The organism is Scytonema millei VB511283, assembly GCF_000817735.3.
GTDB classification, from domain to species: Bacteria; Cyanobacteriota; Cyanobacteriia; order Cyanobacteriales; family Chroococcidiopsidaceae; genus Chroococcidiopsis; species Chroococcidiopsis millei_B.
Genome location: NZ_JTJC03000013.1, coordinates 12,854 through 26,279 on the forward strand (window position 1 = coordinate 12,854; position 13,426 = coordinate 26,279).

The following is a 13,426-nucleotide window of genomic DNA, read 5'->3' on the forward strand; positions in this document are numbered from 1 at the left end:
CGGTTGACGGTTGATGGTTGACGGTTGATGGTTGACGGTTGATGGTTAACAGTTGACGGTTAACTGATAACTGATAACTGATAACTGATAACTGATAACTGACTTACCAATCACTCCTTTGCGGCGCGGGGCGACGACTGGGTTTTTTTTCTGGTAAGACAACACTCACATCTCTAGCCGGACAGCCAACTGCTACAGCTAAGTTGATTTTTTGATTGGCAGCTTCGTTATCTACAAAAATATATGCCAAGTCAACATTCGCGCCGTTGACTCTCACCTCCCAGAAATCCTGACTGCCTGTCGTTGCCGCTGCTAAATCTTGGATCGCGATTTGGTTGGGAATGCGATCGCCACAAGGTTCGCATAACTGATATATAGTTTGACCGACTTGCAATCTAGAAACTGCCGCTAAAGCTTGTTCTTTACTAACGTAAGCGCATTGATCTGCCCATGCTTCGGTAGCAAATCCCAAACAAACGCACAAAGATACAAAAATTGGATGCGATCGCCACTTTTTTCTCACTGTCTTGCTCTAAATAGAGGTAGCTTATTTTAACTATTGCGGGGGATTTTTAGAGCGAATTTGGTGTGAAATTACGATATCCTCTCTACCCACAATTGCTGTGAGGTAGACATACAGATGATCCCGTGGATAGATGGCTCTACACGTTAGTAAGACTTAAATTAGAATCCTAGACTTGTAGTGAACTTTACCAAAAAACAAGCCCAGTTTGGTTGTTCGCATTCCGTTTTTCATGGTATGTAAAAACTAACCATGCCAAGTATTAATACTTGCGTTGGCTGGAAAATTCATTATTCCATACCACTTTTTTCTATCTTACTACTCAGCGATCGCAATTAACTATGAAAATTGCTCAAGTTGCGCCTTTGTGGGAGAGAGTACCACCCCTTACCTACGGGGGTACAGAATTAGTCGTGAGTCAGTTGACTGACGAATTAGTACGTCGCGGTCATGAGGTGACATTATTTGCTTCTGGCGACTCTCAAACTTTGGCTCGCTTAGAAGCAGTATGTCCTCGTGCTATCCGTTTAGATCCAGAAATTAAAGACTATACAGTCTATGAAATGTTGGAAATCAGTCAAGTTTATGAAAGAGCGGCAGAATTCGATCTGATCCACTCTCACATAGGCTTGGCAGTATTGGCAATTGCTTCCCGAGTCAAAACACCAACTATCCACACGCTACACGGTAACTTTACGCCAGAAAATAGCAAACTCTTTCAGCTACATCATCAACAACCCTATATCAGCATTAGCAATGCCCAAAGGCAATTAGATCTCAATTATTTGCGAACTGTATATAACGGGATTGATGTCGAAAAGTATTCTTTCTTTGCCCAACCCCAAGAACCGCCTTACCTTGCTTTTCTAGGGCGACTGTCACCAGAAAAAGGACCGCATCACGCGATCGCAGTTGCCAAGCAGACAGGTTTACCGCTGAAGATTGCAGGCAAAATTGATGCTAGCGATCGCTCCTTTTTTGAACGAGAAATTGCACCACAAGTTGATGGTAAGCAAATTGAATATATTGGGGAAGTCAATCGCGCTCAAAAAATCGAATTACTTGGCAATGCATCTGTAACTCTATTTCCGATTACCTGGGACGAACCATTTGGCTTAGTCATGGTAGAGTCGATGGCAACAGGCACGCCAGTCATCGGTCTGAATAGAGGTTCTGTACCAGAGGTCATTTCTCCTGGGAAGTCTGGATTTATTTGTAACACCATTGCAGAAATGGTTGCTACCGTACCGCAAGCTTTAGAACTCAACCGTCAGACTTGCCGAGAATATGTGGAGCAGCACTTTGGGATTGCGCAAATGGTAGATGGGTACGAAGCAGCTTATCAAGAATTACTTGCTAACCGCATTGCTCAAAATGGACGCATTCTCTCTCAGAATCTTGCTCTTTCATAAAGATTTTTCTTTTTAATATGGAGATAACCAAGTATGATTAGGAAAATCCAAACTTGTCCGTGTTGCGATAATGCTGTATTGCGACATATTCGACATGGGAAAGTTTACTGGTTTTGCACTCACTGTCGGCAAGAAATCCCCATTTTGGGGATCGAACGAACTCCCGTAGAGACTAGTATTTCTGAGGCGATCGCCCTCGGTCAACCTTCGGTCAAAGCATAAAAAGCCTGGGCGATTAGAAATCGCCGCTATACAAACCAAGTCCGCCTGCGAGGACTGACAGTAAACGTTAATCTCTTAACCCGCGCAGGCGGGTTTTGTACGCGGCTAATGTTGGGCAACCCGTTGCCCAACCGCCCGCTTCTGTGTAGTCGAGCCAGTGCGTTGTGGAGCCAGCGCCGTGCGGGGGTTCCCCCCGTTGAGGCGACTGGCGTGGGGTTCCCCCCGTTGAAGCAACTGGCGTGCGACTTACAGTTGCCAGATGCAATTGACCTGCTACAATCAACCGCAGAAGTTACAAAGCAAGAAAAAATGCTAGCTGCGGTGCTATATGGTCGAGAAGACTTGCGTTTGGAACAAGTCGCCGAACCTAACCCAGGAACGGGAGAGGTCATATTAGAAGTCACAGCAGCAATGACCTGCGGGACAGACCTCAAGGTATGGCGACGGGGCGGACATGCCAAAATGCTCAAACCGCCAACTCTGTTTGGACATGAAGCAGCTGGAAGAATTGTCGCAGTGGGTGCAGAGGTCAAGAATTGGCAAGTGGGCGATCGCGTTGTTGCGAATAATTCCGCTCCATGCATGAAATGCTTCTTCTGTCAACGGCAAGAATATTCCCTGTGTCTCAACTTAACTTGGAATAACGGTACATTTGCGCAATACCTAAAAATTCCTGCTCCAATTGTCGAACATAATCTTTTAGCAATCCCCCCTACCTTAACGGATGAATTAGCAGCGCTAACCGAACCTCTGGCTTGCGTGCTGCACGGAGTCGCTAGGTCGAATGTAAAAGTAGGCGATCGCGTCGTCGTGTTGGGCGATGGGGCAATTGGGTTGATGTTTGTTGCCGTATTAGCCCAGCAATCGGTACAGGTCATGTTAGTTGGCGGACGCGATCGCCGATTGCAAATCGGGGAAAAGTTCGGTGCAGCCCAAACTTACAACTACCGTCAACTAGCAGATCTTCCCGCCGTAGTCAAAGCACACACAGATGGATGGGGCGCAGATGTCGTTATAGAAGCTACCGGAATCCCCAGCGTTTGGGAAACTGCGATCGCCTGCGCTAGACCTGGGGCGACAGTCAATCTTTTCGGGGGTTGTCCCAGAGATACCAAAATTACTGTAGATACAGAACAACTGCACTACAGCGAACTTACACTGAAAGGCGTATTTCACAACACGCCAAAACACGTCTGCACCGCCTTAGCCTTACTCGCCCGTCAAGAAATTCCCTTCGAGTTACTCATTAGCGATCGCCGTCCGCTACAAGACCTAGAACAAGTATTTCACGAGATGCAGCAACGGCAAGTTATCAAAGTTGCAATTTATCCTAAGTGAGTCGTGAGCGGCTAGTGGCTGGTGGCTAGTGGCTTGACTCCTTTCTAGTCACCAGTCACGAGTCACTAGTCACTGATAACTGACCACTGATTTTGGGCATCCTAAGAAATAGGAATCAAGTTCTTGCGATCGCCTAAAATGTCACTCCCACTGCTTTTTGCTCAAGCATCAGTTAAACCAAAATCTATAAAAACTCAAACTGTATCGCCTCCACCTGCTGAGTTTCCCGTTCTTTGGGCATCTGCTTCTGGCGGACTTTTCATATTAATAGTTGGTCTTGCTGTTTTTTGCAAGCTGAAATTCAAGCAGCTAGAAAAAAAAGTGAGAATGGAACAATTCCGCACTCAAGAGACACAGAAACAATTAAAGCTAGCTCTAGAAACTATTCGGAGAATTGAGGAAAACCCAGATTTAATTAATTCTCGCGAACTGAATCTTGACTATTTACGAATGCGAATGGCGGAAGAGGTGTTCCATTTCGCCATCATCAGTCAAATTAAAGCCAAGATCAAAGATAAAATCTCTCAAGCCCTGCGTCCTGCTAATAACAATGCAGGAGTTGTAGGAATTGCTGGTAGTAGTGGTGGAAAGCAAGTTGATGAGATTGTTGAAGTGGAATATGAAACTGGGGTGGCAATTCAAAAAAATAAATGCGTTTTATTTCGCGTGCAAATTCGCCTAGCTAAATTACCAATTCAAACGACTTCTGCCACAGTTAAAGATATTATTGATTGTATTGAAACTTATCTCAGCCCAGCCGAAGACCACGACAATTGGCAACCGACAATTCAAGGAAGATTGGTATATATTCACTGGGATCAAAAAGCAAAACCCACACCTTTACTATTAATGGAGCAATCTAACGAAGGAGTGAACGTAAGTTTTCGCACCCAGCGATCGACCAAGAGTAAAGATTTATTCACCCATCGAATCTAAAAACTGTAGGGTGGGCAACGCCCACCTTATTTGTATTGCTACGAATTCAATTCGTCCTAACAAAAAAGGCAACAGACTATATCTGTTGCCTTTATTTACTCACAAACTATGGTTAAATTCAACTAACGCATAGCAGGAACTTTATCTAATTCAGACTTCTTACCATCTGCTTGCAGTGCTTCACCTTCGATGAAGGAACGTAGCATCCAAGCCATTTCTTCGTGACCTTCCATCAAACCAGTCAAGAAGTCAGCCGTACCTTCGTCATGAAACTCTTCAGAACACTTGTCGATATGTTCGCGCAAATTGCGAATAATCATTTCGTGATCGTCTACCAACTGAGCTACCATTTCAGTAGCTAAGGGTACATTATCAGCTTGCTCTTGGATAGAAGCGTACTCTACAAAGCCTTTTGCTGTACCTACAGGAAAGCCACCTAAGGCACGAACTCGCTCAGCGACAGAATCAATGGTTTCGGTTAAGGTTTGATATTGTTCTTCCCACAACTCATGCAGAGAACGGAACTGGGGACCAACAACATCCCAATGGAATTTTTTAGTTTTGATCAATAGCAAATAGGAGTTTGCTAGATCTTTATTCAACAATTCGATTACGCCTGTGCGTTGTTCTTCAGATAAACCAATGTTTAGCTTACGCATAATGTATTATTGTCTGCTCTCTTACTCCTCTTCTAGTGCAACAAATTAACCCCAGTCTGGGCATCAGCCATAGGGGAGATTATGTAATCGTCCTTCTGGTAAGGCTTTGAGCTAATAACTAGGGAGCAGGGAGTAGGGAGTAGGGAGCAGGGAAAGAAATGTGGTTTCTGACTTGTGACTTGTGACTTGAATTGTCTCCTTACCTCCCTTGTCTCCCTTGTCCCCTCACTCTTCACTCCTCACTCCTCACATTGGGCTGACCTTGGCTCGATAGAGCAGCTTATCGCCTTGACGATAGCCTATATAGCGCACGATGACTCTTTCACCTGGCTGGGCGCTGCCCGATAATAGTTGATGTAGTTGGGGATCGTATTCTACTTCAGCCCCAACAGAGGCGATCGCTTCTACATCCCATTGTTGCAATAACTGCTCGATTGGTTTTACCAATGGTAACAATTTGACTGCTGCTAGCTCGGGATTTTCCTTAGCTTTTTGGGCGGCTGTGGGCCATTGCAACAACCACGATTCGATCGCCTGTAAACTAGCTAGTTGAAATTCTTTTCTAAGTTCCTGTTTTTGTTTGGCTAGTTCTGCTTGCAAGCGTTCGTATTCTCTTTTTAATTCTTTTAATTCGGCAATTGGTGGTGAATTCTCACTAGGGACTACTTTACCATTAGGCGCGATCGCCGAGAAAGTGGTCATTAGCTCCCACAATGATACTTCTAACGCTTGACTGAGCTTGAATAACACATCTACCCGCATTTGCTCGATCTCTCCCCGTCGGAGCTTGCGGATTTGCTTTTCCGATACTTTTGCTTGTTGGGAAAGTGCCTTATAACTGGAAACACCCACCCGCTGCATCATTTGCTGCAACGAATGGGTGTAATCTTGACTTGACGGGAGTTGATGGTAAATCAATGTTGAGTGATGAGTAAGCGATCGGCTATCTGCGATTATGCCACTCACGACTCCCGTACGGGCGGGTTTAATTACAGAATTATTGACTCTGGTACAGGTCTTTTCCGACTCCCGTACGGGCGGGTTTAATTGCAGAATTATTGACTCTGGTACAGGTCTTTTCAAAAAAACCCGCCCCTACGACTTATTTAACAGCAACTGGCTGTTTCATGGCAGCTCCATCTTGTTCTGTAAGCCGTCCAGTTGGTTGCAAATGTGCTTCTAGGAACCACAACCGCATATCAATTGTACGAGAGACTTCTACGTACATATCGTTGGTATCTGCGTCGTTGACTTCTCCAGTTTTATCAATCGCTTCTCGTAGGTGCTTGCCATAGATTGCTAAGCGGTCGGCTAAAGCTGCAACGTGATCCTCACCACTGTTGATGTCGTAAGGATACTCTGGCAATATCGAAAACTGGGCAGCAGCGCGAGTTGTTCCTACTGCATAGCCACCAAGAGCTGTAATCCTTTCGGCAAACAAATCGATATATCCTTCAACTTCCGTAGCAATTTCATCAAATAATTCGTGCAGTTGAAAGAAATCTGTCCCCTTCACATTCCAGTGTGCCTGCTTCAACTGAGTTTTCAAATCGGTGGTAGCAGCCAGGGTTTGATTAAGTAGCTCTACCACTTGCAAGCGAGTGTCGGTAGGAAGATCGATGCGAGTGGGGTATAAGCGACGTTGATGTTGTTGATAATTGGTACTCATATGCCTCTACTCAGTGGTTTACTCGATTTTCTTAGCTTAGAGCGATATTGCTCTAGGATGGTACTTCACAATTCAATTTTTAATCTCTATTTCAGAAGCCAAGAGTCAAAATTAACTGGTCACTGGTCACTGTTCTATGCCATGTGCATCTTCAGAACTGCACGGGGAGCCTTGCGCACTCTGGCAAGGATTGTTTCTTTCCCCAAACGCTGACAAGCTTCGTAACGATGGCAGCCAGAGAAACCGTAGTATTGTCCTTCCACTTCCAGTACGTCAATTGGCTCTTGCTGTCCGATCTCTTGAATTGATTCCATTAATGCTTTAACCTTCTGCTGGTCGTTCTCCCGTGGCAAAGGTCGCCGAATCTGATTCAAGGGAATCTCTTGTACTTTTGTCATATCTATCGCTTTGCATCACCTCTTTCTAAATCATACTCGTTATGACTTTATTATGCAACATATATTTGTACTTTCTCTGCAACTCAACTAAAGAGAGATAAAAGAGATAAATTTGTTGGAGAAACTAGGTTACACATATTAGACATTGCACCTGCACGTTTATACCAATGGAAAGAAATATTTTTAAGTCAAAAGTCAAAAGTCAAAAGTCAAAAATTAGGAGCCAAGAGTCAGGAGTCATGAGTCATGAGCCAAGAGCCAGAAGTAATTCTTCTCCCTCAGCCTCCTCAGCTCCCTCAGCTCCCTCAGCTCTCTTCTGCGGCGTACTGACGATCGCCTGCTGGATGGGATTGGCTAGTGCAACTTTGGCAGCAAGGGGTGAAGAGACACAACTCAAAGTTGGCGTGGTGCAGCGCTTCGGGGATGAATTGACAGATGAATTGACGCTGCAAGCAACACCAGGCGATCGCCTCCAGCTCAAATTTAACAGCCCAACTCAAACTCAAAATCAAACTCAAAATCAAACAGTGCGACCGCAGGAAACTCAGCTCAGCGCTAGCAATGTCAAATTAGTAGTGCAGATGCAAACCTTGGTGACACCCGTATTGCAAGAGCGGGTAGTTCTTAGCACTCATCGTAGTTTTGAGACTGCGGAAGATGCGGCAAAGCAATGGCGTGCTTTAGGGATTGAGACAGAAATTGCTCAGCCGGAACAATGGCAAGTGTGGGCAAAACGCCAAGTTTATAACACACCGTTCCTGCGGCGAATGTTGCTCAGTAGCGTCCAGCTTCAAGGTAAGAAAACCGCACATTTAGACAGCCGAATTTTGCAGCAAGTGCCGATTGTGAGTTGGGAAATCAACGGCAATCGTTATAGTAGCGATCGCCTGGAAGTGAGTACAAATAAAAATTTAATCCAAGTTCGCCAAGGCAAAGAAGATAAATATGGAATTCCCTTTGCCGGAAAACTACAACTGCAACCGAATGCCTACGGGACTTATACCTTAGTCAACGATGTACCGCTTGAAACCTATTTACGGGGAGTTGTACCCCACGAAATCGGCAGAAATGTATCTTATGCGGCGATCGAAGCGCAAACGATTATTGCTCGAACGTATGCCTTACGGAATTTGCGCCGTTTTGCGATCGATGGGTACGAACTGAGCGCCGATACCCATTGTCAAGTTTATGTGGGCTTAAAAGATACCGATCCCAATGCAGACCGAGCAATTTTAGCAACTAGAAATAAGGTACTAACTTACAACAACGAGTTAGTTGACGCACTCTATTCTTCTACAACAGGTGGAGTAACGGCTGTTTTTAGCGATGTTTGGAATGGAGCGGACAAACCATACCTAAAATCTTTGGTAGATTCCGCTTACAGCGTTTGGAACTTATCGCGTCAGAGTCTTGCTGATGAAAACAACTTTCAACGTTTTATCAACATGCAACGGGGATTTAACGAAGCGGGAACGCGGCTGTTTCGCTGGCGCAGGGAAAGTAGTATCGAACAGCTTACCCAAGACTTACAAAAATTTTTAACCAAGAATCGGAGTCCGCTAGCTAACTTCAGCCGCATTCAGCAAATACAAGTGACGCAGCGATCGCCCGGAGGTAGAATCCTCAAACTCGCCGTACAAACCGATCGCAGTAACATTTTATTAGAAAAAGATGAAATTCGCAGTGCTTTTTCTTCACCGAGAAGCACTCTATTTTATTTAGAACCCTTATACGACCAAACCAAAGGAGAAAATGCCCTCCAAGGCTATGCTTTTGTCGGTGGTGGCTTAGGGCATGGAGTTGGTCTCAGCCAAACAGGTGCAAGTGGTTTGGCAAAACAGGGGTGGAAGAGCGATCGCATCCTCAACTTTTACTATCCTGGGACGCAAATTAGGGAGTGGGGAGTCGGGAGTCGGGAGTCGTAGGGGCGGGTTTTTTGAGTTTAGCTGTACTAAAACAAATTAATCTGCGGTTAAACCCGCCCGTACAGGGGAGTCGGGAGTCGTAGGGGTGAGGAGCGAGGAGCGAGTTTTCTGTTTGTCCTCTTTGTCTCCCTTTTGTCCTCTTTGTCTCCCTTGTCTCCCTTGTCTTCTCCCGTCTCCTAGATTCCTAGTAAAGTTCTTCTTCTTTGTGTGTTTCAATCGTACAGTCAGAAGTAGGATAAGCTACGCAGGTCAAAACATAGCCACCTTCGATCTGATCGTCATCTAAGAAAGATTGGTCGGACTGGTCTACCGTTCCAGATACCATTTTGCCCGCACAGGTAGAGCAAGCACCAGCACGACAGGAATATGGTAGATCTAACCCAGCTTCTTCAGCTGCGTCCAGAATATAGGTATCGTCATCCACATCAATCGTGGTGTTTAGCCCTTCTGCCTCGTTGATTAATGTGACTTTGTAAGTTGCCATTTAGTTGTCCTCTTTATAGACGGCAGGATAAAATAAGGTATACCTGTCCTCTCAACAAGTTGCCTTTCCGAATTGGCGATCGCGGCAGGAGGATCGCAGCTCTTTCATCTGAGCGTGGGCGGACAGAACGTTGAGACGAAACGTCCCCTTCCATCACTTTTCAGCAACCATGCGTTGGTCGCTCCCATACCCTAAGAGATCGCGTTTGCGATCTGAAATTTGGCACGATCGCAACTGCTCCTCGCCAAGGCAAGGAACTCGCTGAATATCCCAAAATCTAACTTTGGGATGAGTCAAACAGTACGGGTTACTGCTTAACAGCTTCGCCATGTTTATTTGACCACATCTCTGATACTACGAGAAAAATTCTCGCTTGTAACGCCGATCCAAGCCTGATTAGTAAAGGAATTTAGTTGTTGCAAACTCATAAGAAATGCTTATAGACAAAGGCAACTCATTCCTAAATATATAAAGCATTTTTATAGTTTATATTTTTTTAATAATCAATCCTGTATCAGTTATCAGTTATCAGTTACCAGTTATCAGTGAAGAATGGGTGTGGGGTGTAGGAAATTTTGAATTTTGAATTTTCTGGCTCCCCCAGCTCCCTCAGCTTCCTCAGCTCCCGATCGCTCCCTCAGCTCCCTCAGCTCCCCCAGCTCCCGATCGCTCCCTCAGCTCCCTGCTCCCTAACAACTGATAACTGACTCACCACTCACTACTGACTAATAAGTGTCAGAAAACGTGTATGTTGATGTTAGGTGAAGTAAAGAAATCGTAATGATAGTTCATGGGTAGCATTTGGGAGATAGATTTCTACTCCCGTCCAATCTTGGATGAGAACCAAAAGAAAGTTTGGGAGGTTGTGGTGTGCGAGAGTCCTTTGGATACGCGCACCGATCCCACTCGCCTGTTTCGGTATGCCCAGTATTGTCCCAGCACCCAAGTGAATTCTGCTTGGTTGCGGACAGCATTACAAGAGGCAATGGCAAAAGCTGGAACTGCACCTACGAAGTTTCGCTTTTTCCGTCGCCAGATGAATAATATGATTACCAAAGCCTGCAAAGATTTGGGCATTCCAGCGCAACCAAGTCGCCGCACTCTGGCGCTACTGCAATTGCTAAAAGAACGGATGGATGAAGTTTATCCGCAAGAACCGGGATATCAACCTACACCAAATCCATCTGTCAAGATGGAATCATCTCCACCACAGCGCTTACCAGATGCGCTAACCGGACAGCAGTGGGCGTTTGTGAATCTGGAAGCAACGGCTTTGGCTGATATGCATGAGTGGGAAATTGCTTTTGGAGAGGCCTTTCCTTTACAGATGGTGGGTTTATCACCAGAAACGATAATTCCGGGGCTGTTGATTTTCTCAGAAAGAGCCTTGCCATTAGCAGGATGGATATCTGGACTCGAATTAGCTTTTGTCAGGGTGGAAACTAGTCCAGTAGCACGATTGCTGCTAGAAACTGGTGCTAGCGAGAGTTGGATCTTGGCTAATCTGAAGAATCCGCAAACTGTAGCAGAAGCTCAAGCTTTTGTAAGCGCTAAGCAACAAGCCAATGGCGTACATTTTATTGCCGTGCAGTCCAATCCACAAACCGAGTCGTTCTCCGGTTTCTGGCTATTACAAGAAGTCTCTATACCGTAATTGATGGGACAAGAAGGATAAAGGGGGCAAGGGGACAAGGAGACAAGGAAGACAAGGGGGACAAGGAGACAAGGAATTTCCTCGCGCCTCTCGCCTTTTGCCTCTCAACTCTCGCCCCTCTCCCGACTCCCGACTCCCGACTCCCGACTCCCTAGAATTATGAATTACGAACTACAAAAAGATAACTTAGCAGAACGACTGTTGGAGCTAGCTGCTAAATGTGGGGCAGAGGCAGCGGAAGTGTATCAGGCGCGATCGCAATCTCGACCTGTCTTTTTTGAAGCTAACCGCCTCAAGCAGCTAGAAAGCGCCCAGACAGAGGGGACGGCTTTGCGCTTGTGGCGCGATGGTCGTCCAGGGCTAGCAGTTGCTTACGGTTCTGTATCACCTGAGGCGCTAGTCGGTTCAGCCCTTGCTCTCAGCGAACTCAACGAACCCGAACCGATTGAACTTGGTAGTCACTCTCAAACGATTTATCCCAATGTAGGGCAACCGATCGCTGTCGAACAGCTGATCGATTGGGGAAAAGAGGCGATCGCCCAGATCCGCGATGCTTTTCCTGAAGTCATGGTGAGTGCTGAGTGGGATTGTGAAATGGAAACAACCCGCTTGGTTAATTCCCTGGGGCTAGATTGCCACTACACCGATACGACACTCAGTTGTTACTTATCAGCAGAGTGGGTACGGGGTGATGATTTTTTAAGCGTATCTGACGGACAAACTCAGCGCGATCGCCTCCAACCAGAAGAAGTCGTCCGACAAATCTTACAACGGCTGGCTTGGGCAAAGGCAAATGTTGCGCCCTCCACAGGGCGTATTCCAGTTTTATTTACCTCCAAGGCAGCTGATATGTTGTGGGGAACGGCACAAGCGGCTTTGAATGGTAAGCGAGTCCTAGAAAAAGCTTCCCCTTGGGCAGAACGCCTTGGTCAGTCCGTGATGGCAAAAGCTTTGACGATATATCAAGACCCAGAAGCAGGACCATTTAGCTGTCCGTTTGACGATGAAGGGACTCCTACCCAACACCGCGTATTCGTTCAAAATGGAGTTCTACAAAATTTTTATTGCGATCGCGCTACAGGCAGACAGTTGGGTACTGCCACCACCGGAAACGGTTTTCGCCCAGGCTTAGGTAGCTATCCTACACCTGGGTTATTTAATTTATTAATAGAACCTGGTACGAAATCTTTGTCAGATTTGATTAACTTATTAGACGACGGACTGATTGTAGATCAAATGTTAGGTGGTGGCGGTAGTATTTCGGGTGATTTTTCAATCAATATCGATCTCGGCTATCGAGTTAAAAACGGTCGAGCGATCGGTCGCGTCAAGGACACAATGGTTGCAGGCAACATCTATAGCGCTCTCAAACAGCTAGTTGCCCTCGGCAGCGATGCTGATTGGAACGGTTCGTGTTACACTCCATCTCTAATTTTAGAAGGATTATCAGTGACGGGAAGGGGCTGACAGTTATCAGTTATCAGTTATCAGGGAGCAGATCGGCTAATATTCACAAATGACCGCTTATGCGTATCTGTTTTGTTGGCGATTCTTTTGTCAATGGTACGGGAGATCCTGAGTGTCTCGGTTGGACGGGGAGAATTTGTGTTGCTGCCCAGAAACAAGGGTATGATGTAACTTATTACAATTTAGGGGTTAGAAGAGAAACTAGCGCTGATATTAAAGCGCGGTGGTTGCAGGAAGTTTCTTGCCGCTTAAGCAAAGACTACGATGGTAGAATCGTGTTTTCTTTTGGGACAAATGATACGACTATAGAAACTGATAAAACTCGGATAAAATTTGTTGAATCTATAGAAAATGCACGCCAAATTTTACAGGTAGCTAAACAAAGATTTCCGGTCTTGATGGTAGGAGCGCCTCCCATGCTGGATACAGAACAAAATTCTAGAACTGTTTGTTTGTTGAAACAATTCGAGCAAATTTGCTTGACAATAGATATTCCTTATTTAGATATTTTCGCCACTTTACAAAAATCAGATACTTGGTTACAAGAAGTAGCAGATTATGACGGCGCTCATCCCCGTGCTGCTGGTTATCAAGAAATTGCTAACTTAGTTCAAAATTGGTCGGGATGGCAGTCTTGGTTGACTTGATGGATTGCCGATCGCGAAACTATTTAGGTAGCCCTTCAAGATTTTGTCTCAAATTATGACGAATTGTGGCATCCTGTAGCAAATGATGTGTG

Annotated in this window: 16 protein-coding genes; 8 read left to right on the top strand and 8 right to left on the bottom strand. The window is 45.5% G+C overall.

Annotated features, from left to right (window positions below; genetic code table 11):
• Window positions 1-103: 103 nt before the first annotated feature.
• Window positions 104-523, bottom strand: coding sequence for a hypothetical protein (locus QH73_RS25345; RefSeq protein WP_199197183.1), 420 nt, complete (start codon window positions 521-523; stop codon window positions 104-106).
• A 341-nt stretch (window positions 524-864) separates the two neighbouring features.
• On the opposite strand from QH73_RS25345, the gene QH73_RS25350 reads away from it, so the two are divergent.
• The 4 genes from QH73_RS25350 to QH73_RS25365 all read left to right on the top strand — a co-directional run bounded on the left by QH73_RS25350 (window position 865) and on the right by QH73_RS25365 (window position 4,431).
• Window positions 865-1,935: a glycosyltransferase family 4 protein gene (locus QH73_RS25350; RefSeq protein ID WP_039716903.1), complete on the top strand. Its 1,071-nt coding sequence runs from the start codon at window positions 865-867 to the stop codon at window positions 1,933-1,935.
• 33 nt (window positions 1,936-1,968) lie between these two features.
• Window positions 1,969-2,157 carry a hypothetical protein gene (locus QH73_RS25355; RefSeq protein ID WP_132867541.1) on the top strand — a complete coding sequence of 63 codons (189 nt, stop codon included), beginning with the start codon at window positions 1,969-1,971 and terminating at the stop codon, window positions 2,155-2,157.
• Window positions 2,158-2,466: 309 nt separating this feature from the next.
• Window positions 2,467-3,495, top strand: coding sequence for a zinc-dependent alcohol dehydrogenase (locus tag QH73_RS25360; RefSeq protein ID WP_039717727.1), 1,029 nt, complete (start codon window positions 2,467-2,469; stop codon window positions 3,493-3,495).
• Window positions 3,496-3,633: 138 nt separating this feature from the next.
• A complete protein-coding gene (locus QH73_RS25365; protein ID WP_039716904.1) occupies window positions 3,634-4,431 on the top strand; it encodes a hypothetical protein in 798 nt (265 codons plus the stop codon).
• A gap of 122 nt (window positions 4,432-4,553) precedes the next feature.
• On the opposite strand, the gene QH73_RS25370 is transcribed toward QH73_RS25365, so the two are convergent.
• The 4 genes from QH73_RS25370 to QH73_RS25385 all read right to left on the bottom strand — a co-directional run bounded on the left by QH73_RS25370 (window position 4,554) and on the right by QH73_RS25385 (window position 7,157).
• The gene (locus QH73_RS25370) at window positions 4,554-5,090 is read right to left on the bottom strand and encodes a Dps family protein (RefSeq protein WP_039716905.1); all 537 of its coding nucleotides are present in this window, start codon (window positions 5,088-5,090) and stop codon (window positions 4,554-4,556) included.
• 246 nt (window positions 5,091-5,336) lie between these two features.
• A complete protein-coding gene (locus QH73_RS25375) occupies window positions 5,337-5,954 on the bottom strand; it encodes a helix-turn-helix domain-containing protein (protein WP_052290197.1) in 618 nt (205 codons plus the stop codon).
• Window positions 5,955-6,192: 238 nt separating this feature from the next.
• Window positions 6,193-6,759 carry a DNA starvation/stationary phase protection protein Dps gene (dps, locus tag QH73_RS25380; protein WP_039716906.1) on the bottom strand — a complete coding sequence of 189 codons (567 nt, stop codon included), beginning with the start codon at window positions 6,757-6,759 and terminating at the stop codon, window positions 6,193-6,195.
• 134 nt (window positions 6,760-6,893) lie between these two features.
• Complete coding sequence (locus QH73_RS25385) at window positions 6,894-7,157, bottom strand: ParB N-terminal domain-containing protein (RefSeq protein ID WP_015154887.1); 264 nt, start codon at window positions 7,155-7,157, stop codon at window positions 6,894-6,896.
• Between the two features lie 239 nt (window positions 7,158-7,396).
• On the opposite strand from QH73_RS25385, the gene QH73_RS25390 reads away from it, so the two are divergent.
• Window positions 7,397-9,082 (top strand): SpoIID/LytB domain-containing protein, encoded by a 1,686-nt coding sequence (locus QH73_RS25390; protein ID WP_374189072.1) that lies wholly within the window; start codon window positions 7,397-7,399, stop codon window positions 9,080-9,082.
• A gap of 36 nt (window positions 9,083-9,118) precedes the next feature.
• Here QH73_RS25390 and QH73_RS25395 read toward each other — a convergent pair whose 3' ends face one another.
• From QH73_RS25395 to QH73_RS25405, 3 genes are all read right to left on the bottom strand, one after another.
• Window positions 9,119-9,298, bottom strand: coding sequence for a hypothetical protein (locus tag QH73_RS25395; protein ID WP_132867542.1), 180 nt, complete (start codon window positions 9,296-9,298; stop codon window positions 9,119-9,121).
• The gene (locus QH73_RS25400; protein ID WP_015154889.1) at window positions 9,267-9,566 is read right to left on the bottom strand and encodes a ferredoxin; all 300 of its coding nucleotides are present in this window, start codon (window positions 9,564-9,566) and stop codon (window positions 9,267-9,269) included. The genes QH73_RS25395 and QH73_RS25400 overlap by 32 nt, the downstream gene beginning before the upstream one ends.
• A 153-nt stretch (window positions 9,567-9,719) precedes the next feature.
• A complete protein-coding gene (locus tag QH73_RS25405) occupies window positions 9,720-9,896 on the bottom strand; it encodes a hypothetical protein (RefSeq protein ID WP_165587781.1) in 177 nt (58 codons plus the stop codon).
• 460 nt (window positions 9,897-10,356) lie between these two features.
• Between QH73_RS25405 and QH73_RS25410 the strand changes: the two genes are divergently transcribed.
• From QH73_RS25410 to QH73_RS25420, 3 genes are all read left to right on the top strand, one after another.
• Window positions 10,357-11,220, top strand: a complete 864-nt coding sequence (locus tag QH73_RS25410) for a Tab2/Atab2 family RNA-binding protein (RefSeq protein ID WP_039716908.1) — start codon at window positions 10,357-10,359, stop codon at window positions 11,218-11,220.
• Window positions 11,221-11,379: 159 nt separating this feature from the next.
• Window positions 11,380-12,687, top strand: coding sequence for a TldD/PmbA family protein (locus QH73_RS25415; protein ID WP_201278350.1), 1,308 nt, complete (start codon window positions 11,380-11,382; stop codon window positions 12,685-12,687).
• A gap of 59 nt (window positions 12,688-12,746) precedes the next feature.
• Window positions 12,747-13,334 (top strand): GDSL-type esterase/lipase family protein, encoded by a 588-nt coding sequence (locus tag QH73_RS25420; RefSeq protein ID WP_039716910.1) that lies wholly within the window; start codon window positions 12,747-12,749, stop codon window positions 13,332-13,334.
• The last annotated feature ends 92 nt before the right edge of the window (window positions 13,335-13,426 follow it).